The organism is Klebsiella sp. PL-2018, from assembly GCF_019048985.1.
Classification (GTDB): domain Bacteria; phylum Pseudomonadota; class Gammaproteobacteria; order Enterobacterales; family Enterobacteriaceae; genus Klebsiella; species Klebsiella michiganensis.
This window is the reverse complement of record NZ_CP077673.1, coordinates 4,803,656-4,824,004: the sequence shown is the minus strand read 5'-3', so window position 1 is coordinate 4,824,004 and position 20,349 is coordinate 4,803,656. Positions and strand designations below refer to the sequence as shown.

The window sequence follows — 20,349 nt, the reverse complement described above, 5'->3', positions numbered from 1 at the left end:
CTTATTGCGGCTGCAGAACGGCGCTGGCGGAGGCGCCCATACGAAACAGGTTCGGGTCGGGGTCTTTAACGGCGATTTTGACCGGGAAGCGCTGGGAGACGTGGACCCAGTTGATACTCTTCTGGATCACCGGCAGGCCTTCAATCACGCTGCCGCCGTCGGGCAGAACGCCGGTGCCGACCGAGTCGACTACGCCCTCGAAGGCGCGACTGTGGTTGGTCATCACGGTGATTCTGGCCGGAACGCCGGGCCGCACGTTTTTTAAATCGGTTTCGCGGAAGTTCGCCACCACGTACCAGTGGTCGTCATCAAGCAGGGTAAAGACCGGCTTCAGGGCCGAGGCGTACTGGCCGATCGTGGTTTTCAGCGCCACCACCACGCCGTTAAACGGCGCGCGGACTTCGGTAAATTCGAGGTGCAGCTCGGCCAGCGCAATTTGCGCGAGGATGCCCGCCCGCTGCGCCACCATGGCATCGACGCCGGTCACGGCGGCGGAAGCCTGTTTGGCCTGCAGCAGGGTGGCTTCCAGCTCGGCGCGCGCCGCTTTTTCTGCCGTTCGCGCCTGATCAAGATCCTCCTGGGAGGCAAACCCCTGCGGTACCAGCGGCTCAAGGCGAATGCGTGAAGAGGTGGTTTGCTTAACCAGCGCTTTAGCGCGTTCAACGGCGGCGCTGACCGACTGCGCGTTGTACTCCTGCGCTTTGATCGTGCGCTGAGTCAGCATAATCTGCGCATCAAGCGTGGTCAGGCGGGCTTTTGCATCGTCGAGCATCGCCTGGTAGGGGCGCGGATCGATGCGGAACAGCAGGTCGCCTTTTTTTACCCGCTGATTGTCGCGAATCGGCATCTCGACGATCCGCCCGCTCACTTCCGGCACCACGTCGATGGTGTCGGCATAGACATAGGCATCGTTGGTTTCCGGCGAGGTTTGCAGCTGCCAGATAACCAGAATCAGCGCCACGATAGCGGCGAGAACGAGCGCCAGCAGGGGCCATTTTTTGCGGATAACGCTTGAGCGGGATGAGGTCATAGGTATCTAGTTTACGAAGAGCAGGAACCACAGAATCGTGGCGAACAGGAACATCAGCGCCAGATAGCTGAAGACCAGCGGAGAAAATCGCGACTGCCATCCTTTACGCACAATCAGGATATGGCAGGGAATAAGTAACAGCGCGGCGCCTGTTAAGCAGAAAAACCAGCCCGGGAATGCGGCGCCTAATACCGGAATCGCCGGGGATAATGAGCAGCCGGAGAGCGTAAATAGCAAGAATAAGAGCGTAGGGCGCGGCAGCTTTACAATGCGATTCAAGACTGAATACCTGAGTGCTCGGGTTAAGGTGAAATGAGTGTAATCTCCCTACCGGGGAAATAAAAGATAGATATAACCGAAGCGTCTGTATTTCATCGATAAACAGAACATTTTCTTTGGATAACGAGTGCATAGAAAATCATTCATTCTGCATTAATGGCGTGAGGCCGCTGGAATATAAATTTCGCCCGTCGCCGATAGTCAGCGGTTGTTGGCAGGGCTATGCTTAGAGCCAAAGCTAAAAAAATAGTCAGAACTGAGGCAATGTCATGGATAAAGAACTACTGGAAGCGGGCTATCGCGCCTATACCGGCGAGAAAATCGATGTCTACTTTAACACCGATATCTGTCAGCACTCGGGTAACTGCGTGCGCGGTAGCGCGAAGCTTTTCAACCTGAAACGCAAACCGTGGATCGTCCCGGATGAAGTGGACGTGGCCACGGTGGTTAAGGTTATTGATACCTGCCCGAGCGGCGCACTAAAGTATCGCCAAAAATAAGCGAGGAAATGATGGAAATACTTGAAGGTCATAACAAGTTTTACGTCAATGACGCCGACGGGAAGCAGGTGGCGGAAATTGTTTTTGTACCCACGGGCGAGCACCTCAGCATTATTGAACACACCGACGTCGACCCCAGCCTGAAAGGTCAGGGGGTGGGGAAAAAGCTGGTGGCGAAAGTGGTGGAAAAAATGCGCGGCGAGCAGCGTAAAATTATTCCGCTATGCCCGTTTGCCAAACATGAATTTGATAATACTCGCGAGTACGACGATATTCGCGCCTGAATAAATGCGCCAGCATGCTGGCGCAACAATTTGAGTCGAGAGCTGGTCACCACGTACTGCGGTACTTTCTATTATAAGTCATCGGCAACCGGCGTGTTACGAGATTACTCATAGACAAATGTTACCCCAATAATTGATTGTACATTGCCAGCGGTCACCTTGCCGCTGGTGCGCGCGTAGGTAGCGGTCAGACCCAGGTTCACCGATGAGGTGCCTACCTTACCCAGCGAGACGTTACGGTTGGCAGGGATGACGGTACCATTGCGAACCATCTGCACGCCAATTCCCTGCGCTGGTGAGGCGGAAGCAGTGTTGCGGAAAATGGAATTACTCGTGTCCGCCGTTGTCCCCGTCAGGTAATAAGCGATGTTTTGATTTTGTGCGCAGTGAATCGTGACGGGGACAGCCATTGTGCCCGGGTAGTCTGGAAGCGTGACGATGACATCTCGGGTTGACACGTCGCAACCGCCAGTGGGGACGACAACATTATTATTAGCGTAGATATTCCAGGTAAAATCCCTGGGGTTTCCGTCGCTGGCAACTTTATGCATATTAAGTCTCGCTATGAGTTCGCCAGCATTAATCACGACGCCGCTCGCGGTGCCTGTTGCCGTAAGATACATGCGCAACGGCAACCCGCGATAGTCCTTATGGGTGATAGAATACACTGATGAATCATTATTCATTGGTAATGGATAACTATTTTTATCCCAATAAATGCTACCGGTACACGCTGCCAATGCCCCACCAAATGCAGTACCGCTGGTGAGGTTAACGTAGTCAATAATTGAGTTGCTTAAGTCGTCATTTTTACAGTCTATTGAAGAGGATAAATCGACAATCAAGTTTTGCCCCACGCCAATAGAAGGATTCAGAGCGACGTAAACACTCGCCGAGCCGGCAGGCAGCGTTTGCCCTGAATTGACAACTTTACAGGTGAATGCCGCGGCACCCAGCGACCAGCCTATTAGAAGCAGGGTAGTAAAAAGAACAAGGACATTTTTCATTAACACACTCTCCTGGCTCAGGCGTAGGTATAGGTGACGTTAATCACAGCCTGAATAGTTCCTTGGGTGGCGCCGCCGTTGATTGATAAAGCGCGGACTTGCAGTGGAAAACGCACCGACTGCGAGCTATCGTTAACCTCAACCGACTTCTGTTTTCCGTTATTAAGCGTTGTGCCGCTGTTATCCTGCAATTCGAGCTGGATATTGCCCGCAGTCCCCTGATTTTTGTAATAGCCGGTGCTGTCTGCTGTGCCACTAAAAGTGGCTACCACCCGTGAAGTGCCCTCCGGGCAGTTGCTTAAATCGAGCTCGGTACTGTGCCAGGCCGACGCGGAACCTGCTGATACCAGGCTGAAGGTATAGAGTTCCCCCAGATCGACGCTGGCGTTAGTGGTGGAAACGGTACAGGGTTTGGCCACCACTTTGCCGTTAACGGTAATAGTAATGTCGGTGGCCTGCAGCACCGGGGAAAATGCGGTCAGCGTGATTGCCAGAAGCCACCCGGCATGAATCCATTTCATCAGAGCCTCCGTTTACTGGAATTCGAGCGTGAATGTCGCGGTAGCACTAACGTGCCCGGCGGTGACCGGCACCCGGGTGGTCATCAGCCGGGCGTAAAAGTTCAGCGTGTTGGTCCGGCTGGGGGTCAGAATAGTCCACGGGATTGCAGACGACGCGGCATTAAGCGGCAGCGCCGTCTGCTGCGCGTCAAGGATCTGCACGCCCATCCCCGCCGCCGCTGAAGTGCCGCGATCGAGCTGTAACAGGTCGGTATTGATGCTGTCGGCAACGCCAACAAAGCCGACCTTCACCGAGGTGACCGCGCTGCCGCAGGGCGACAGCACAATGCGAAACGGCACCAAAGGCGTTGTGGCTCCGACCCTGGACAGCTGCTTCGCGGTGCTATCCATCAGATCGACGGTAAAATCTTTCGACTCACCCGCCACGGCGCAGGCGTTATCGCGAACGTAGCCGCTGATGGTGATGGTGCTATCCGCCGCGCTGGCGTTGGTAATCACCAGCGACAGGGCGGCGCTCAGTAGATAAAAAGGTATTCTCATCATCATGACTCCTTAACGGCAGACTGCCGACAGCTGGCTCAATGCCTGGTTCTTACTTTCGGGCGGCAGGCTGTAGTCAGCCTCGCAGCTGGCGTTCGGACCTTCGCCCCATTTCGCCAGGACTTTGCCGGCCAGCGGCATCCCGCTTAGATAGACCTGGCCGTTATCGGCGACGATGCTGCTGCCCTGGCTACCGGCCGGGGTGACCAGCGCGCCGAAGGGAACCGGCTTTCCGTTATAGATGAGCGACATCAGCAGCTTGAGCCCGACGTGGGCTTTAAACTCCGCACGGGCAATCGCGCCGTGGGTCGGGACGACGCTGACAACCGCATCGTCCAGGTCGACGTTATCGGCCAGGCTGTTGGTGTCCAGCGCCACCCGGTTTTCCCGGTATTCGGTGGCGTAGGGCAGCACGGCGTAGCCGCGCCAGTCGGTCTGAACCCCGGTCTGGTTTTCCACTTTGACGTTGTCTGCGCCGGGGGCTTTGATCAGCACCACCGTGTCGTTCATCGGCTGGCTCAGGGTGACGCCGTCGGCGTGAGCCAGCACGCCGCCGCTCAGGCCGTAGTACAGCTGTTTGATACCGTCGCTGCGGCTGTAGCCGACGTTGGCGTTGCCGTAGCCGCCGCGGTAGTTCAGCGCCGCGTAGCCGGTGCCGCCGCTGTTGCCCTCACCGCCGCCGGCGTAGCCGGTCTGCATGCTGTAGCTCAGGTTGTTGTCCTCCAGCAGCGTGCCGTGCAGGCCCGCCAGAGTGCTCATCCGACCATGCAGATCGTTTGACATGCTGCTACTGGCGCTGGCGTGCCGCCAGGCCGATTTGCTGTCGGAACGCAGCCAGTGGCTGAACGGAATATTGACGTTGACTGCCAGCATCTGGTCGCGCCCCTGCTGCCAGGCGTTTTTGGTCAGGCTGTAGCTGAGCGTCCAGTTGATATCATTGACGGCGGTGTTCAGCCCCGCCTGGAGCTGCTGATCGGCCTTGCCGGTGCCCCAGTAGGTCTGATGACTGCCGTTCAGGTAAAGAGTCGCAGTACGCCCCAGCTGCTGGGTGATGCTGGCCTGTATTTTGCCGCGCTTGTTGTAAGCGAGGTTGTAGTAGTCGGTGAACGTCGGCTTCACTTCAATCACCCCGTCCTGGGTCGCGACGTTGTAGCCGCTCATCCGGCTGTAGGTGGTATCGGCGAAGCTGAAGTAGCCGTGCGTGGAGTAGCGGTAACCCACCAGCTGAATATTGGTGCCGGTATCCGTCAGCGACTTGTTATAGAGGAAGCGGACCGACTGACCCTGGTGATCGCTGTCATCGGGCAGGGTGGCATTGGCCTGGGTGACATCCAGCGACAGCGCCCCCAGCTCCCCCATGTTTTTCCCCACGCCGAGGTTAAAGGCGTGGTAGCGGTCCGCCAGCTGGGTGCCGCCGTACAGCGTCCAGCCCGCCGGGAGTCCTTGCAGCAACGTGCCCTGGAAGAATTTAGGTTTCTCCTGCTGATTGTTGCCGCTGCGGTACTCGCCGGCGGTGACCGTATAGCGGGAGTAGCCTTCGCGCTGGAGCACCGGAACGGAAGAGTAAGGGACGGTGAACACCTGACTGCTGCCGTCGGCCTCTTTGATGGTGACCTGTAGATCGCCGCTATTACCGGCCGCATAGAGATCGTTGATGGTAAACGGGCCGGGCGGTACCGTGCTCTGGTAGATCTCATAGCCGTTCTGTTTGACCGAGACCTGGGCCGTGCCGCGGGCAATCCCGTGAATGACCGGGGCGAAACCCTTCTGGCTGTCCGGCAGCATATTATCGTCGGAAGCTAACTGCACGCCGCGGAAGTTGATGCCGTCAAAGATATCGCCGTTGGTGTAGCTGTCGCCAAGGGTCAGGCGCGAGCGTAATGGCGTAACGTCTCGCTCCAGCCAGGTGTTAATGTGCTGCCATTGATTTTCGTTGTTTGCGGAACCGCTGCTGTAGCTCCAGGTGGTGTTGTCGCGCAGGCGCCAGGCGCCCAGATTCAGCCCGCTCTGCAGGTTCAGGTACGCGTAGTTGCTGCTACCGCCGACGTCGTTATGCACGGTGTTGCCGGTGAAGTTGTAGTTCAGCAGTAGCGCATTGATACCATCATCCCACAGCTCCGGAGGAATGCTACCGCGGGCGCGGTTGCCCATAAATGCCTGAGGAATGGTGAGGTAAAGACGTTGTTGAGCCACATCGAAACGGATCGTCATATCCTCGATCATCTCAAGTAAGGGGACGCAGCTATCGGCGGGCAGTTCCCCCAGCCCTGCGATTGAAGAGGTGCTGAGGCCCATGCTGGCCAACTGCCCGCGGGTAAGGCAGGGCAGCAATCCTTTACCTTTATCTCCGGCATCAAACGTGACGTCGCGGGTGGTCATATAACCGTCATTGAGATATATATCCACACGGTAGGTTCCCGGCGGTATCTCTTGTCCATTTTCAAAACCGGACAGATCCGCTACGGCGGTAGGATCGTCTGACAGGAACCGTGGATTGAAATAAAACTCTGCCTGCGCAGAAAAAGCCTGTGAGGTGAGTAAAATAAAAAGGGGAATCCTGGCCAGGATGCGTGTTGAGCGCAGGTTATTGCGTCGAATGCATTGTGAGCCCAAATGGTAAAGTCCATATTTCAAATATGACATAGTCCCTCCGGTCTAAAATCGCCGGCTGTCAGTTCTTTTTATTTCAAGCGATAGCGTTAACTATTGCCTTAAGTTATTGTGTTTTACCCGTCATTTTCGGGGTCAGCGCGCCATAATCATTAATTGTCCGGTAGGTAATTTCGCTACCTGAATCGGACGGTAATTTGACGGAGGTCTCTCCTAAAGGCGGCACCAGCGCATTTTCCAGTACCCGTTTTCCAGCATTAAGCTCGGTGACCGTCTGGTAGTACGGCGTTGGATTGCTAAGCGTGAGAACATTTCCATTACGACGAAATGTTAGTTTTTCTGCAGCCTGATCTGGCGAGAGCGCCAGGTTTGCCGGGCGATAATAGAGCTTGATACGGCTGATAATTGCCAACTGCAGGGTATTATCATTAAGCTTTGATTTATCCATTGAAGGAATAGCTTTAACATTGATCCAGAAAAGCGTTTCCCGATCCTGCGGTAATTGATTGTTAGTGGCATCGATAATTCGCAGAGTATTTTCTTTTTTCCCCTGCATAGAAAATAACGGTGGGGTGATGACAAAATGACCATCTTTACTCCCGTCATTATTCTCGATCCATGACTGAATCAAATAGGTGCTTTTCTCGTCATTATTAGTGACGGCTAGCTGGACCTGTTTGAGTTCAGCTGGATAAATAACTCGGGTTGCCCCTAAAGCCACGCCCGCTTCAGCGGAGGAAGTAAAACTTGCCAGGACAGTCATCATCATGCCTGCCAGCAGGCCACGTGTCATTTTCAGCTTATTTTTCACATATATTCCTTGTGTATTCACCGTTATTTCCCTTTTCGGTAGGTTGGCAGGCCAGTTATTGATAGGTTAAAGAAAATGAGGCCTGCGCATTTGCGACGCCTCCAGTCACCTGTTTTCCTGTGGCCCGATACTTTGCAACGAAATGGAGAGTGGTAGGCCCGGAATAAATTTGCATCCACCTTCTGGGAGGGTGATTGAGCGGTATGAGGCTGTTATCTTTGTCGAATAGCGCGATACCTATACCTGTAGCAATCCCCGGTCCTTCACCAATCGAAAGTACGTCTGGATTCTTACCGTCTGCGACCCCTCTGAACGCTACGCCAACATGCCGGCTAACGGTGGTATTACAGTCCTGCAGATGAATATCGAAAGACACAGGGGAGGTATCCTCGCCGGCTGAGTGAAATCGGTTACTGGAGATCTGTCCCATATTGACGATCATCTGCCTATCCCCGGCTTCTACCCGGCAGGATTCAGCGATAATTTCTCCCTGAAAACGCATATTTCCACCGGGTAAAGTGACGTTCCACCGATTACCCGCCAGGGCGAGTGGCGGTAGCAGAAAAATGAACAAACCTAATCTCATTTTATGCATCGTGATCGCTCCAGTTGTTTAGTGAAAAACGGGCCATCCTGGCCCGAATTGCTTCCTTGCCAACAAATGGATTATTCGTACTGGACTTTAAAGGTCGCGTCAGCGTTAGCGATACCGGCAGTGGCTGCACCGGTTGCGTAGTAGCGAGCCTGGAACGGAATGACGTTAGTGCCGTCGTTCAGGGTAGACGCCTTGCTGAAGGTTGCGCCATCCAGTGCCAGCGGGGTACCGGTGCTGTCGAGGATCTGTACGCCAACGTTGGTTGCGCTGCCCGCAGCGGAGTTCTGCAGTGCCAGTACGTTTGTATTGGTGTTATTAACCGCAGTACCAGAGAACGCAACAGACGCTTTAGTTGCAACGGTGGTGTCACATTCATCCAGCTGGATATTGAAACCAACGGAAGAGCTGGTGCTGCCAGCGGTAGCCAGTTTTGCTGAACGCACCTGACCTAACATAACGGTTTGATCGAGAGAACCGGCATCTACCGCACAGGCTGCGTTGACCACTTCCCCTTTAAAATGCACGGTGCCGCCGTTTACGGTGGTGGTTGCGGCCAGAGCAACGGTAGAACTCAGGGAAAGAGCTGACAGAGCAACGATAGCCAGTGTTTTGATTTTCATGTTGTTTTCCTTTAAACATTATCGATATTACGAACCGTTGTTGGCAGTCGTTATGCCTTCCAGGCACTCCATTTTTAGCCGATGGTCCGACTGCCGGTTCTTCAAAGTTTTTACCTGACTGATGTAACAGTTAGGACCATTTTGACTCATTGAAATAAATGTCTTGTTTTATCGCTTTTCATTTTTTTAAGCGGGTTTTTAATCTGTTTTTTGTTGTTTTCTTGGTTCTTTATCGTATGTGGTGAGGTGGGAAAGGAAAACAAACAAGCTGATGATGAGAGTCGATGGAAAAGTGAATATGCTGAAACAGGAGGAGGAATACCATAAATGGTGGAGGGTAATTTATTTATAAATCAGGTGGTTATATTTATTTTGCCAAAAAAGATCATATTTGAGTTGCAGAATGTTTCAAAACTTTTTTATCATACGGACAGTTTGGTCCTAATTGACCCATTCGTTTTTCAAAAAAAAGAAAAAAATCAATAAATTAGCCATAAATTATTGATTGTATAAATTTTCAGCTAATAAGTTTTTTCTCTCCCATAATCCAGCGAATCGAGCAGCGTTACTGGCGGTATATCGTACTGTGTGGCGAATGTTACGATGACCGAGATAATCCTGTATCAGGCGGGTATCCGCTCCTCTCTCTGCCAGTTCGTAACCACAGGCATGGCGTAACATATGCGGATGGGTAGGCGTAGCGGTGCCGGCAGCGATACCTGCGCTTTTAATGATGCGGTAAGCCTGTTGACGGGAAAGTCGGGTGCCGCGGCGCGAGATGAACACCGCATCGCTTTTATCTGCCCTATACCAACTGGCGCGAATCTGGCTCCAGCATTCAAGCGCGTCACGTTCATCAAAACGCAAGGGATGCACCGTGGAGAAGCCGTTCTTCAGCCGACGGATATTGATGCGTCCTTCATTGAGATCAAAATCCCGATAATGCAAATCAAGAAGTTCACTGATGCGCATACCATGGCGAAACGCTAGCAAGATAAGGCAATAATCGCGTTCGCCGGTAGGGCCATGACGTACAGCTAACATCATTGCCTGAACTTCTTTAGCTGTAAGAAAACGACGTCGATTCATAATGTATCACTCCTGATATATGCATGTGGGCGGATGTCGCGGGACAAATCATCAGCATGCGTCAGACGCACCGCAATAAAGCCGAAAATTATCTGCGCATATACCCGTCATACTTCCAGTTGCTTGTGCGTTGGCAATACTCGGCCTCCTCCTTACGCGGCCAGCGCAAGCGCTGTGCAAAACGGTTAACCGTGTTGTCCTGCAACGCGATTTATTTAGGGTATATAAATACGGGTTACTGAAGCTGTGATAAGTTCAAGCTGACAAATTTGTCACCCATAATGTTTATCGATTTTTATTTGATATCACAAGAGACGCGCAGTCCCCCTGCTATCAGGTTATTAAAATTAAAGGAAAAATAATTAAATCTGATTGGCTTGAGAAATATCTTACTTAAATATTTTGCATTACAGTAAATCAGTGCGGAAAGTCATAATTATTTTGCAATGTAGTTATGTGTGTGACTGTTTTGATTTTAATAGTAACGAGTGGGTATGTGTTGACGCTAAAGATGTATTCGCTGCGTACGGAAGGATTTCGACGCCGTAATCGGCGTCGAAGAGAAGGGTTATAAAATAACTCGCCTTTTTTTATCGCGGGCGCTATCCCAGATACCATAGAAACGACCGGCATTGCTGGCGGTATACCAGACGGTATGGCGAATATTTCGATGTCCGAGATAGTCCTGAATCAGACGGGTATCAATGCCCATGTTGGCCAGAGCAAAACCACATGAGTGGCGAAGCATATGCGGATGGATTTCAATTGGCAGGCCGGCATTGCCACCTGCGACTGAGATAACATGATAAAACTGCTGCCGCGATAAAGGATTTCCTTTACGTGACAAAAATAACCATTCGCTGTCTGCCTGCGGATAGGTTTCCCGAACAGTCAGCCAGCTTTTTAATGCCTGAATTTCTTTATTAATTAATGGGTGGGAGGTCGAGAATCCTCTTTTCAGCCGGTGGACGTAGATACATTTTGACTGAAGATCGATATCTGAGACCCGCAGACGGCAGATCTCACTGGCGCGTAGCCCGTGAATAAAGCACAACAACGTCAAACAGTAGTTACGTGTGGCGTGAGCTCCTGTGTTCGCTGCGGCTAACAGTGCCTCAATTTCGTTTTGCGTTAAGAAATTCCTTTTCGTATTGCCTGTATTGCTCTTCATAATGTCCCTTTTATTACGCGATATGGGGCTAGCATCCAGCTAACAGCCATTTAACTAATGGATACCGGTCATACTTCCACTTGCTTGCGCATTGGCTTCTGAGTGACTCGTCATCATCCATGATGACCTTGCCCTTACGGGCTTTCGCTCACCCCCGTTACTGACTCCAGTAACTCCCGGGGACTCGCCTTTCAGCTTCACCCCGTTGGGCCAGCCTAAGCGCTTTTCAAAACGTTTATTCGCTTTGTTCAGTAATTCGAATTATTTAGGGTATATATTATTACTCCATTTTATTTCTTGAACATGAATGTTTAGATTGATTTTTTTCTGCGTGTGAAATCAATACTATTTCGGATAAGTATATAATGGGCCTGATTTATGTCTCGGAACGGAAATTGAAGTCCAGCCAGTAAGCGTAAGAGTTGGTGGCATAAAAGAGTTGTAGCCGCTTGAGTTACGTACAATAGATATTCTTTTATTATGCTACTTCACATGCTTCTCATGATTTATTTGTTGTATTCAATTTGCGAGGTGAATTGTATCATTTGTTATGGTGTGCTGTTTGTTTATATCCATTTTTATGATGCTGGCATGTATTTGAGTCTCAATCCCAAAAATGCCGTTGGCTTGCTTTTTGATTTATTAATTGTTGAAAAATCAATAAGTTAAATTGTTTGATGTGAGGGTTTTCCTGGAACCAACTCAGTGCGAAGATAATATATCTTTTTTACTAAAGAGAAACTACAACACATGTTAAACAAAACTAAAAAAGCTGACTGAAGTAAACCAATTTCAACATTTAAGAGAGAGGGGGAATTACGTATAACTACGTAATGGATGAGAAGGATAGTAGAGATGTTACATGTATCAAATAGCTGTACATAATCAAAGATTGGCATATGCATATTCACATATAAGCTTTAGCTTCGGCACAACAACGAATAACACAGAGTGTGAGATCTGATCTCACACTCTGGCTATTTGGTTAAGTCAACTCTCCGTAAATCAGGATGGAGGCGGTCAGAATCATAATAGAGCCGGATAGCATACTAATTAAATACGCCACATGAGGGCGGGTTGTTAAAATAGCGCGTGAACAGTATCCAACGACCAGGTAAACCAGTGTGCAGGTTAACAGATGTAAACTGCTGAGTATCAGCATTTGCTGCGTGACCGACCAGCTTCCCTGGGGGTCGGTAAACTGCGGCAGGAGGGCCAGAAACAGAAGAAAGACTTTTGGATTCAGGCCGCTAATGCATAATCCCTTAATCGCCCAGCGATTCCAGCTGCCCGCGCTGTGCTGCTGGGTATCAGGCATCGGCGGATGGCGTAAAATAGCGATCCCCAACCACATCAGATAGCCTGCGCCCAGCAGCGTGAGCGTCGATAGTGCCAGCGGATGATTGGCGATTAACACGCCGATTCCGGCGATGACGATCAGCGTGGCCAGCAGGTGGCCAGACATGAGTCCGGCGACGGCGGGTATCACGCGCCGTCCGTTGATCCCCGCGCTGATGGTATAGGCCCAGTCAGCGCCCGGCGTAATGATCAGCAGAAAGGAGACCAGCCAAAAGCTGGCGATAAAGCTCATTTCCATGGACGGCTCACCTCTGCGTGCTGACGGCAATTTCTCATCATTTTCCCTCGTTAAGCGGCGGTTATTTGAGGGAAAGAATATCGAGTTTATTGCGCAATGAGCTTTCAATGTTATGCTTTAAGGCGTTCTTCTGAGGGAAAATCTTCCAAATGGATAGCATCGATCGAAAAATTCTTGCTGAGCTACAGGCTGACGGACGGCTGTCGATAACCGAGCTGGCCGAGCGGGTGAATCTCAGCCTTTCGCCCTGTCATCGACGGCTGCGGACGCTGGAGCAAGAAGGCGTGATTACCGGCTATCGGGCTAATCTGGATCCGGCCAAAATGGGCTTTAACTTTTTGGCGATCGTCTTCGCGACGCTAAAAGAGGGCGATAAGAAAGCGGTAAGCGCGTTTGAGGAGGCGGTGGAAGAGATACCGCAAATCGTGCTGGCGCAGCGCCTGTTTGGCGATCCGGACTACCTGATGCACGTGGTAACCCGCGATCTCCCGGCGTTCCAGAAACTGTATGATGACAAACTCTCGGCAATGCCCGGCGTGCAGCACCTGCGGTCGACGCTGGTGATGAAAACGGTTGTGCAGGATCGCCCGTTTCCGCTCGGTAAGGGGTGATTATGCTACTCTGCGCGCTGCTCCCGGGGGCGGCGCAAAGCGCCTGCCCGGGCTACAGGTTAACAGCCGTCCGCGGGCCGGTAGCCCGGACAGATGCGCAGCATCGCCTCCGGGAAATTCAGCTACTCTGCGCTCTGCTCCCCGGTCGCGGCTAACGCCTTACCGGGGCTACGGGTTCACCGCCGTCTGCGGGCCGGTAGATACTGTGAACGCCTGCAACCATTTTTAGTTGCCGATACTTTCTCCGGCTCCCGGATGACAGGCACACCAACGACAGCACTCTCTGGTGCTGTCGTTTTTTCTCAGGGAACGTTGTTACGCTATCAACAGCTCATGCTGTGAGGCATCGAACGCCTTTCCTGACTTCAGTACTCCATAAGCCACCTGCGCCAGCTTTCGCATCATCGCCCCTATGATGACTTTTGCCCCCTTTCCGCTCTCTTCCAGCCTTTTCCTGAACGCTTTTCCCCACGCCGTATGGTACAGCGCCGATAACGCTGGCATGTATAACGCCTTGCGCAGTTGAACCGGCCCCGCTTTGCTCATCCGGCTCGCCCGCATCACGCTGCTGCCCGACTCATGCTGCACCGGCGTCAGTCCTGCATACGCCGCGAACTGCCGCGCTGTACCGAACTTCAGCCTCAGGCCCGTATACGCCAGCAGAACAGCCGCTGTTTTCTCCCCGATGCCCGGGATACTGTTCAGCAGCTTCCGCCGTCGTTTCATATCCGGGTCGTTATCCGTCAGGTCTTTTATCTGTTTTTCGATACGCGCCAGCTCCGCGCTCAGACATCCCAGCAGGATGTCAATGCTGGCCAGCTGAACCTCCGGCGCGGTTTCCCGCCGGTTTTTCTCCTGCGTCTGCATCTCTGTCAGCGCCTGATGCCTTAACACCAGGGCTTTCAGTGCCCGCTCTGTCGGATGAGGGGCCTCCCAGGCTGACGGGCGTTTTTCCCGGCAGAAGTGAGCCAGCATACGGGCGTCCACTTTGTCAGTTTTACTGCGCAACCCCTCACTCTGTGCGAAAGCTTTACTGAGGGCGGGGTTGATGATGGACACGGTATACCCGGCATCACTCAGATGCGCGGCCGCGTCTTCCATGTAGGTGCTGGTGGACTCCATGCAGACATGGGCACGGTTCACGTCATGGCCGCGAAGCCAGCGGACCAGCGCTTCGTGTCCGGAGAGGGTATTGTCAAATTTTTTACAGCGATGCCGGCCATCAGGGCGAAGAATATCGACATCCAGTTTAGCTTTGGCGACATCAATACCGATGAAGTGGAGTTCATTTTCCATAGTGAAACCAACCTTGCAAATACGGGTTACCGGTGAAAGCCGGTCCATGATACTGTCCGGTTTATCACATGAGAAAGAACGGCGGTCCGGTGCAAAGGATCTACGGAACAGGCGCGAAAGCCTAAGCCCGGACACGGCATCCGGACCGCCATCAGAGAGAACTGGCCGGTTCTTTCTGACGGAGTAATCATACAAGCCCGGACAGATGCGCAGCATCGCCTCCGGGAAATAACGGTGGTGCTTCATCAACCGCCATCCGGCAACAAGGTAAGCGCCTTATTCAAAGCGGGTGGGTATTACTCTTTTTCCAGCAGGCGCATAAAAATCGTCAGCGCTTCATCAAGCTGCTGGCGCTGCGCCGCAGAGAGTCCACTTAGCAGCTCCCGTTCATTCTCCACGTGACTTTCCACCGCCCTGTCGATTAACTCTCGCCCCCCTGGCGTCAGCGCGACCAGCATGCTGCGCGCATCGTCCGGGTTTGGCAGACGGCGAATAAACCCCCGTTTTTCCAGCGCTTTCAGACGATGGGTCATGGTGCCGGAGGTGATCATTAACGTTGAAAAGAGCTGGGTGGGCGACAGCACGAACGGTTCGCCCGCCCGCCGCAACGTCGCCAGCATATCAAACTCCCAGCGCACTAAATCATGACGAAGAAAAGCCGCTTCAATGCGCGGCTCCAGTAGCAGCGCGCAGCGTTTCAGGCGGCCAAACGGCCCCATCGGACTGCAATCGAGATCGGGACGTTCCCGTTTCCACTGTTCAAGAATGCGATCCACGGCGTCGGTCTGCGGTGATTTGTCCATTAATGCTCACTTGTCTTGATATCAAGATAAATATCGATACATACTTAGGCCACAATTTACCTTGATGTGAAGATAAAATCATGGCCTTTGTTTCGCGCAATTTGATGGTTGATCTGTTTTTAACCGCGCTGGCCCCCGCCATCTGGGGCAGCACCTATATTGTGACCTCGCAGTTTCTGCCGCCGGATCGGCCGTTTATCGCCGCGCTGCTGCGGGTGCTGCCGGCCGGGATCGCTCTGCTGATCTGGAGCCGCCGTTTCCCGCTGCGCGCCGAGTGGTGGAAGCTGATCGTTACCGGGATCCTGAATATCGGCGCGTTTCAGGCGCTGCTGTTTATTGCCGCCTATCGGCTGCCGGGCGGCCTGGCGGCGGTGATAGGGGCGATCCAGCCGCTGCTGGTGATGCTGTTGGCCTGGTGCGTCGATCGTCAGCGATCGCCCTGGCTGGCGGTGCTCTCGGCATTTATGGGGATCGCGGGAATGGCGATGCTGCTGCTGTCGCCGCAAACCACGCTCGAACCGCTGGGGATCGCCGCGGCGTTTCTGGGGGCGATGAGCATGGCGCTGGGAACCTGGCTGTCGCGTCGCTGGGCGATCGCTTTGCCGGTTATCGCACTGACCGGCTGGCAGCTGCTGATTGGCGGTATCGTACTGGCACCAATTGCGTTACTGGTCGATCCGCCGCTGCATCAGATGACGCTGACTCAGGCGGCGGGCTATCTGTGGCTGTGCATTGCCGGGGCTATGCTGGCATACGGCCTGTGGTTTCGCGGTATCAGCCGCCTTTCCCCGGTGGCGGTGTCGGCGATGAGCCTGCTGAGTCCGGTGACGGCGGTGCTATTAGGCTGGGTTTTCCTCGGGCAAAAGATCGAGGGGCTGGCGCTGGTGGGGCTGGTGATTGTGCTGTTCAGCGTGCTGTCGATTCAGCGTGCGTTATCGAATAAGAGAGCTGTAGCAGGTCGGTAAATCCCGGAGGCGATGCTGCGCATCTGTCCGGGCTACCGCACCGCAGACGGCAATGAACCTGTAGCCCGGGCAAGGCGCGTCAGGCGCCGCCCCCGGGAGCAGCGCGCAGCGTGGCTGAATTTCCCGGAGGCGATGCTGCGCATCTGTCCGGGCTACCGGCCCGCAGACGGCAATGAACCTGCAGCCCGGGCAAGGCGCGTCAGGCGCCGCCCCCGGGAGCAGCGCGCAGAGTGGCTGAATTTCCCGGAGGCGATGCTGCGCATCTGTCCGGGCTACGGCACCGCAGACGGCAGTGAACCCACAAACCAGGCTGTGGGGGCACTGTTCGCCAGCAACAAAAAAAGCCCCATCAAGGGGCTCGACATTGCTGTGTGCTTATTATGTGGCGGGAGCCAGACCAGCCGCCGTCAGGCGACCTGTCCGGCAGCTCCCTCTGCAACCATTCGGTTATTTAGACAGCTCGGCGGTCATATGAACCTGGTTACCGGTATACGCTTCGGTAATGTGGTAAGACTGGCCCTGGTCTTTAGCAATGGCGGCGATTTTGGCTTCGGCGTTGTCCAGCGTATCAGCGGTTACGCTAACAGGCTGAGCGAAGCTAGCGAAAGAGACCAGAGACAGCATACCGGCAGCGGCAAGTAATTTTACGTTTTTCATGGTGTTTATCCTTTTAACTTTTATGGTGGAAAGCGTTGTTGCTTTCGATGGACTTATAATAAGCCTGCTAACTATAACGCGCGTTGCAAAAAGTGCGATTTAGATCACACTTTCGTGACGGTATGATGACGGATGCCTAAATTTTAATTTTTTATTTTCAATAAAAACAAACAGATGATTTATTCTGCAGCGTCTCTTTCGCCGTGGAAAACGATCTCAACAGCCGCGCAGTTTTCTCGCCTCGCGTGATTAATTATTTTTAATGTGAATGCATTGGCTGTTTTTTGAACAAATAAGGCGGCGATATTTCGCCCGTCAACGAAGCATTGAGCCAGGGTGAAAAGATACAGTGACCCTCACACAGATTGCGTGAGGACAATGGGATGATTGCCGTACTCTTTGAAGCCGAGGTCACTCCGGCGAGTCAGGAACGTTACTTAGCGCTGGCGGCGGAGCTGAAGCCGCTGCTGAACAATATTGACGGTTTTATTGCCATTGAGCGTTTCCAAAGCCTGACCACACCGGGGAAAATTTTGTCGCTCTCCTGGTGGCGGGATGAGGAAGCGGTGCAGGCGTGGAAACGCAACCTTTGCCATCAGGCTGCGCAGAAAGAGGGGCGGGAGAGCATTTTCGCCTGTTATCACATTCGGGTGGCTCAGGTGCTGCGCGAATACCGTGCTTAACCTGCCCATCCCCGGTACTCTGGCTGCTGTTTGTGGTTAGGGAAAATAAGCGAGGCCCTATGTTAAAGCCTGTTGAGCTGATTGAAGACGATGAGTCCCTGGCCGAAGCGATGGCGGCAGTGGCGTCGGCGATGGCGGATGCCTCGCGCCTGAAGATACTGTGCGCCTTAATGGACGGCCGGGCGTGGACGGCGACCGAGCTTTCTGCCGTCGCCGATATTTCCCCTTCGACCGCCAGCGCGCATCTTAGCCGCCTGGTCAACAGCGGTTTATTAATCTGCCTTGCCCAGGGCCGGCATCGCTACTACCGCTTCGCCGGTAGCGATGTCGCCGGTTTGCTGGAGAATATGATGACCATGGCCGGCAAGCGCGCGGTGGCGCTCGCAACCAGCACGCCGGTCAATTTGCGCCTGGCGCGCACCTGTTACGATCATCTGGCCGGAGAAGTGGCGGTATCGCTGTATGATTTTCTGCAGCGTGAAGCGTGGATAACGCCTGACGGAACGGCGCTGACGCCCGCCGGGGAAGCGCACTTTGCGCGGCTGGGAGTGGTGGTGAAGCGCGGCTCCCGGCGCAAAGCCTGCTGCGGCTGTCTGGACTGGAGCGAACGACGCTTTCATCTTGGAGGAGCGGCGGGCGCGGCGCTGCTGCAGCACGGTCTGGAGAACGGCTGGTTTAGCACTACCGCGGGATTTCGCGAAGTGACGATTACGCCGGCAGGGTGGCGCGCTTTGTATCTGCATTTTCAACTGACGAAAAAGGGAGACTGCTGACGGATTAGGATTGTTCTCTCTGTAGAGAAATAACCTTTTATGCAACTATAGGTTGCTATATTGTTAATTCCATATCGTCTTTTCCCCTTCAGTGTAAATAACAATAGCTTTGTTTCTTGCTATCAATCTCCAGTAATTAATAGTTGTGAGCTATCTGTTACATTGATTAACAGCTCGTGAACATATGTATATTTGTCAGCGAAAAATAGCATTCTTTGACGCCGACAGCCTTGACGAATTCTTTTATCGAGTTCGTTCCTGACGCCTTAAATATTGCGGCTTCCGGTCAGTCGAAGTTTCTATTAACAGTTGCAAAAGTGAGCATCGCAAATCGCTTCTGACTTTTGTGCGTATTAACTGTTTGCTCATTGATACTTAATTCACTCTGACAAGGAAATGGCAATGAAAAAGGTTCTTCTCTCTGCTGCAATGGCAACTGCGTTTTTTGGTATGGCTGCGGCAAATGCTGCTGATACCAATGTAGGCGGCGGTCAGGTTAATTTCTTCGGTAAAGTTACCGACGTATCTTGTACTGTTTCCGTAAACGGCCAGGGCAGCGATGCGAACGTTTATCTGTCACCAGTGACTTTAACGGAAGTTAAAGCTGCCGCGGCGGATACCTATCTGAAACCGAAATCTTTCACCATCGATGTTTCTGACTGCCAGGCGGCTGATGGCACCAAACAGGATGATGTGAGCAAACTGGGCGTGAACTGGACCGGCGGTAACCTGCTGGCGGGCGCAACCGCTAAACAGCAGGGCTACCTGGCTAACACCGAAGCCGCCGGCGCGCAGAATATCCAGTTGGTTCTCTCCACCGACAACGCCACCGCGCTGACCAACAAAATCATCCCGGGCGACAGCACCCAGCCTAAAGCGGCCGGTGATGCCTCTGCCGTTCAGGATGGCGCGCGCTTCACTTACTACGTCGGCTACGCGACCAGCACCCCGACCACGGTTACCACCGGTGTGGTTAACAGCTACGCGACTTACGAAATTACTTATCAGTAATATCGACTGAGAGATAAAGCCGCCTCGCGCCGGGGCGGTCTATACCCGTCATACTTCGAATTGCACAGGCGTTGGCGACGTTTGCTCACCCCAGTCACTCTCTGGCCGCCTTTCTGTAATTCGAATTATTCAGGGTATACAACAATAATAAAGCGGCCACTGCTGCCGCTTATTTTTTTATTCTGAGGTCAGCATGAAGCGTATTGCCCTTTTTTTCTGTTTCATTTTTAGTTTTGCGGCCCATGCCAATAATATTATTGTTAACGGTACCCGCTTTATTTATCCAGGAAATGAAAAAGAAATAACGGTGCAGCTCTCTAACACCGCCGACCGTCCGGCGCTGGCGCAAGCCTGGCTGGATAACGGTAATGCCGACGCGACGCCGGATACCATTACTACCCCCTTTATTATCACGCCGCCTATTTCCCGGGTTGATGCGAAAAGCGGTCAAACCCTGCGTATTAAGCTCGGCAGTAATGCAGGGCTGGCTAAAGATAAAGAGACGCTGTGGTGGCTGAACCTTCTGGAAATACCGCCGGTTGAGGCCAGCCAGAAAAACGAAGGGCAAAATATTCTGCAGCTGGCGATTCGTTCGCGCTTTAAGTTTATTTATCGCCCTGCCGGGCTAGGCAATCGCGACGCTGCGGCAGAAAAACTGGCGCTCTCCGCTAACGGCAGCAGCCTGTCCGTCAGTAACCCAACGCCCTTTTATATCACCGTAAGCCGTATCTCCCGTAACGGCGGCAAAGCGCTCAACAGCAAAACGGTCATGTTTGCCCCGCAGTCCAGCCAGACCATCGCCCTCTCTTCAGCGGTGAGCAAAGGCGAGACCCTGACCGTTAACAACATTAATGATTATGGTGCAGATGTCGCAGTGAAAGTTACCGTCAAATAAG

At 53.1% G+C, this 20,349-nt stretch carries 23 protein-coding genes; 8 read left to right on the top strand and 15 right to left on the bottom strand.

Going from position 1 to position 20,349, the window contains the following annotated elements; translation table 11 throughout:
* Nucleotide 1: 1 nt before the first annotated feature.
* Nucleotides 2-1,030, bottom strand: coding sequence for a multidrug transporter subunit MdtN (mdtN, locus tag MKleb_RS22620; RefSeq protein ID WP_014226708.1), 1,029 nt, complete (start codon nt 1,028-1,030; stop codon nt 2-4).
* A 6-nt stretch (nt 1,031-1,036) separates the two neighbouring features.
* A complete protein-coding gene (locus MKleb_RS22615; protein WP_014226707.1) occupies nt 1,037-1,309 on the bottom strand; it encodes a YtcA family lipoprotein in 273 nt (90 codons plus the stop codon).
* A 269-nt stretch (nt 1,310-1,578) separates the two neighbouring features.
* On the opposite strand from MKleb_RS22615, the gene yjdI reads away from it, so the two are divergent.
* Nucleotides 1,579-1,809, top strand: a complete 231-nt coding sequence (gene yjdI / locus MKleb_RS22610; protein ID WP_004134525.1) for a 4Fe-4S mono-cluster protein YjdI — start codon at nt 1,579-1,581, stop codon at nt 1,807-1,809.
* An 11-nt stretch (nt 1,810-1,820) separates the two neighbouring features.
* The gene (locus MKleb_RS22605; RefSeq protein ID WP_014226706.1) at nt 1,821-2,093 is read left to right on the top strand and encodes a GNAT family N-acetyltransferase; all 273 of its coding nucleotides are present in this window, start codon (nt 1,821-1,823) and stop codon (nt 2,091-2,093) included.
* Nucleotides 2,094-2,197: 104 nt separating this feature from the next.
* On the opposite strand, the gene MKleb_RS22600 is transcribed toward MKleb_RS22605, so the two are convergent.
* The 10 genes from MKleb_RS22600 to MKleb_RS22555 form a co-directional block, all read right to left on the bottom strand.
* Nucleotides 2,198-3,100, bottom strand: a complete 903-nt coding sequence (locus MKleb_RS22600) for a fimbrial protein (protein WP_217076198.1) — start codon at nt 3,098-3,100, stop codon at nt 2,198-2,200.
* A gap of 17 nt (nt 3,101-3,117) precedes the next feature.
* Nucleotides 3,118-3,621 (bottom strand): type 1 fimbrial minor subunit FimG, encoded by a 504-nt coding sequence (locus MKleb_RS22595; RefSeq protein ID WP_025106043.1) that lies wholly within the window; start codon nt 3,619-3,621, stop codon nt 3,118-3,120.
* Nucleotides 3,622-3,633: 12 nt separating this feature from the next.
* Nucleotides 3,634-4,164 carry a type 1 fimbrial adaptor subunit FimF gene (locus tag MKleb_RS22590; RefSeq protein ID WP_086074241.1) on the bottom strand — a complete coding sequence of 177 codons (531 nt, stop codon included), beginning with the start codon at nt 4,162-4,164 and terminating at the stop codon, nt 3,634-3,636.
* 9 nt (nt 4,165-4,173) lie between these two features.
* A complete protein-coding gene (locus tag MKleb_RS22585; RefSeq protein ID WP_025106045.1) occupies nt 4,174-6,804 on the bottom strand; it encodes a fimbrial biogenesis usher protein in 2,631 nt (876 codons plus the stop codon).
* Nucleotides 6,805-6,877: 73 nt separating this feature from the next.
* Complete coding sequence (locus MKleb_RS22580) at nt 6,878-7,564, bottom strand: fimbria/pilus periplasmic chaperone (protein ID WP_029946879.1); 687 nt, start codon at nt 7,562-7,564, stop codon at nt 6,878-6,880.
* 73 nt (nt 7,565-7,637) lie between these two features.
* The gene (locus MKleb_RS22575; protein WP_025106047.1) at nt 7,638-8,177 is read right to left on the bottom strand and encodes a type 1 fimbrial minor subunit FimI; all 540 of its coding nucleotides are present in this window, start codon (nt 8,175-8,177) and stop codon (nt 7,638-7,640) included.
* A 71-nt stretch (nt 8,178-8,248) separates the two neighbouring features.
* Nucleotides 8,249-8,797 carry a type 1 fimbrial major subunit FimA gene (fimA, locus tag MKleb_RS22570; RefSeq protein ID WP_025106048.1) on the bottom strand — a complete coding sequence of 183 codons (549 nt, stop codon included), beginning with the start codon at nt 8,795-8,797 and terminating at the stop codon, nt 8,249-8,251.
* 498 nt (nt 8,798-9,295) lie between these two features.
* Nucleotides 9,296-9,886, bottom strand: coding sequence for a tyrosine-type DNA invertase (locus MKleb_RS22565; RefSeq protein ID WP_025106049.1), 591 nt, complete (start codon nt 9,884-9,886; stop codon nt 9,296-9,298).
* 568 nt (nt 9,887-10,454) lie between these two features.
* Nucleotides 10,455-11,057, bottom strand: a complete 603-nt coding sequence (locus tag MKleb_RS22560) for a tyrosine-type DNA invertase (protein ID WP_025106050.1) — start codon at nt 11,055-11,057, stop codon at nt 10,455-10,457.
* Nucleotides 11,058-12,042: 985 nt separating this feature from the next.
* Nucleotides 12,043-12,654 (bottom strand): LysE family translocator, encoded by a 612-nt coding sequence (locus MKleb_RS22555; protein ID WP_025106051.1) that lies wholly within the window; start codon nt 12,652-12,654, stop codon nt 12,043-12,045.
* Nucleotides 12,655-12,803: 149 nt separating this feature from the next.
* Here MKleb_RS22555 and MKleb_RS22550 point away from each other — a divergent pair, with 149 nt between their 5' ends.
* Entirely contained in the window at nt 12,804-13,265 is a 462-nt protein-coding gene (locus MKleb_RS22550; RefSeq protein WP_014226704.1) for an Lrp/AsnC family transcriptional regulator, read from the top strand.
* A gap of 315 nt (nt 13,266-13,580) precedes the next feature.
* Here the strand turns inward: MKleb_RS22550 and MKleb_RS22545 are convergent, their stop codons facing one another.
* Together MKleb_RS22545 and MKleb_RS22540 are read right to left on the bottom strand one after the other, a co-directional pair.
* Nucleotides 13,581-14,561, bottom strand: coding sequence for an IS110 family RNA-guided transposase (locus MKleb_RS22545; RefSeq protein ID WP_108703487.1), 981 nt, complete (start codon nt 14,559-14,561; stop codon nt 13,581-13,583).
* Between the two features lie 296 nt (nt 14,562-14,857).
* Complete coding sequence (locus MKleb_RS22540; protein WP_025108512.1) at nt 14,858-15,364, bottom strand: MarR family winged helix-turn-helix transcriptional regulator; 507 nt, start codon at nt 15,362-15,364, stop codon at nt 14,858-14,860.
* An 80-nt stretch (nt 15,365-15,444) separates the two neighbouring features.
* Between MKleb_RS22540 and MKleb_RS22535 the strand changes: the two genes are divergently transcribed.
* Entirely contained in the window at nt 15,445-16,329 is an 885-nt protein-coding gene (locus MKleb_RS22535; protein WP_217076197.1) for an EamA family transporter, read from the top strand.
* Nucleotides 16,330-16,776: 447 nt separating this feature from the next.
* On the opposite strand, the gene MKleb_RS22530 is transcribed toward MKleb_RS22535, so the two are convergent.
* Nucleotides 16,777-16,986, bottom strand: coding sequence for a YdgH/BhsA/McbA-like domain containing protein (locus MKleb_RS22530; RefSeq protein ID WP_014226701.1), 210 nt, complete (start codon nt 16,984-16,986; stop codon nt 16,777-16,779).
* Nucleotides 16,987-17,369: 383 nt separating this feature from the next.
* Here MKleb_RS22530 and MKleb_RS22525 point away from each other — a divergent pair, with 383 nt between their 5' ends.
* The 4 genes from MKleb_RS22525 to MKleb_RS22510 all read left to right on the top strand — a co-directional run bounded on the left by MKleb_RS22525 (nt 17,370) and on the right by MKleb_RS22510 (nt 20,348).
* Nucleotides 17,370-17,669, top strand: coding sequence for an antibiotic biosynthesis monooxygenase family protein (locus MKleb_RS22525; RefSeq protein WP_014226700.1), 300 nt, complete (start codon nt 17,370-17,372; stop codon nt 17,667-17,669).
* 59 nt (nt 17,670-17,728) lie between these two features.
* Nucleotides 17,729-18,442 (top strand): ArsR/SmtB family transcription factor, encoded by a 714-nt coding sequence (locus tag MKleb_RS22520; RefSeq protein ID WP_025107396.1) that lies wholly within the window; start codon nt 17,729-17,731, stop codon nt 18,440-18,442.
* 402 nt (nt 18,443-18,844) lie between these two features.
* Nucleotides 18,845-19,453, top strand: coding sequence for a type 3 fimbria major subunit MrkA (gene mrkA / locus MKleb_RS22515; protein ID WP_001493056.1), 609 nt, complete (start codon nt 18,845-18,847; stop codon nt 19,451-19,453).
* 193 nt (nt 19,454-19,646) lie between these two features.
* The gene (locus tag MKleb_RS22510) at nt 19,647-20,348 is read left to right on the top strand and encodes a fimbrial biogenesis chaperone (protein ID WP_000820820.1); all 702 of its coding nucleotides are present in this window, start codon (nt 19,647-19,649) and stop codon (nt 20,346-20,348) included.
* The last annotated feature ends 1 nt before the right edge of the window (nt 20,349 follow it).

Coding starts and splice junctions, on each gene's coding strand:
- MKleb_RS22595 (WP_025106043.1), bottom strand. CDS start 3,621: ATGAAATGGATTCATGCCGGGTGGCTTCTGGCAATCACGCTGACCGCA.
- fimA (WP_025106048.1), bottom strand. CDS start 8,797: ATGAAAATCAAAACACTGGCTATCGTTGCTCTGTCAGCTCTTTCCCTG.
- MKleb_RS22525 (WP_014226700.1), top strand. CDS start 17,370: ATGATTGCCGTACTCTTTGAAGCCGAGGTCACTCCGGCGAGTCAGGAA.
- MKleb_RS22560 (WP_025106050.1), bottom strand. CDS start 11,057: ATGAAGAGCAATACAGGCAATACGAAAAGGAATTTCTTAACGCAAAAC.
- mdtN (WP_014226708.1), bottom strand. CDS start 1,030: ATGACCTCATCCCGCTCAAGCGTTATCCGCAAAAAATGGCCCCTGCTG.
- MKleb_RS22510 (WP_000820820.1), top strand. CDS start 19,647: ATGAAGCGTATTGCCCTTTTTTTCTGTTTCATTTTTAGTTTTGCGGCC.
- MKleb_RS22585 (WP_025106045.1), bottom strand. CDS start 6,804: ATGTCATATTTGAAATATGGACTTTACCATTTGGGCTCACAATGCATT.
- MKleb_RS22555 (WP_025106051.1), bottom strand. CDS start 12,654: ATGGAAATGAGCTTTATCGCCAGCTTTTGGCTGGTCTCCTTTCTGCTG.
- MKleb_RS22565 (WP_025106049.1), bottom strand. CDS start 9,886: ATGAATCGACGTCGTTTTCTTACAGCTAAAGAAGTTCAGGCAATGATG.
- mrkA (WP_001493056.1), top strand. CDS start 18,845: ATGAAAAAGGTTCTTCTCTCTGCTGCAATGGCAACTGCGTTTTTTGGT.
- MKleb_RS22540 (WP_025108512.1), bottom strand. CDS start 15,364: ATGGACAAATCACCGCAGACCGACGCCGTGGATCGCATTCTTGAACAG.
- MKleb_RS22530 (WP_014226701.1), bottom strand. CDS start 16,986: ATGAAAAACGTAAAATTACTTGCCGCTGCCGGTATGCTGTCTCTGGTC.
- MKleb_RS22600 (WP_217076198.1), bottom strand. CDS start 3,100: ATGAAAAATGTCCTTGTTCTTTTTACTACCCTGCTTCTAATAGGCTGG.
- MKleb_RS22535 (WP_217076197.1), top strand. CDS start 15,445: ATGGCCTTTGTTTCGCGCAATTTGATGGTTGATCTGTTTTTAACCGCG.
- yjdI (WP_004134525.1), top strand. CDS start 1,579: ATGGATAAAGAACTACTGGAAGCGGGCTATCGCGCCTATACCGGCGAG.
- MKleb_RS22580 (WP_029946879.1), bottom strand. CDS start 7,564: ATGACACGTGGCCTGCTGGCAGGCATGATGATGACTGTCCTGGCAAGT.
- MKleb_RS22605 (WP_014226706.1), top strand. CDS start 1,821: ATGGAAATACTTGAAGGTCATAACAAGTTTTACGTCAATGACGCCGAC.
- MKleb_RS22575 (WP_025106047.1), bottom strand. CDS start 8,177: ATGCATAAAATGAGATTAGGTTTGTTCATTTTTCTGCTACCGCCACTC.
- MKleb_RS22520 (WP_025107396.1), top strand. CDS start 17,729: ATGTTAAAGCCTGTTGAGCTGATTGAAGACGATGAGTCCCTGGCCGAA.
- MKleb_RS22545 (WP_108703487.1), bottom strand. CDS start 14,561: ATGGAAAATGAACTCCACTTCATCGGTATTGATGTCGCCAAAGCTAAA.
- MKleb_RS22550 (WP_014226704.1), top strand. CDS start 12,804: ATGGATAGCATCGATCGAAAAATTCTTGCTGAGCTACAGGCTGACGGA.
- MKleb_RS22590 (WP_086074241.1), bottom strand. CDS start 4,164: ATGATGAGAATACCTTTTTATCTACTGAGCGCCGCCCTGTCGCTGGTG.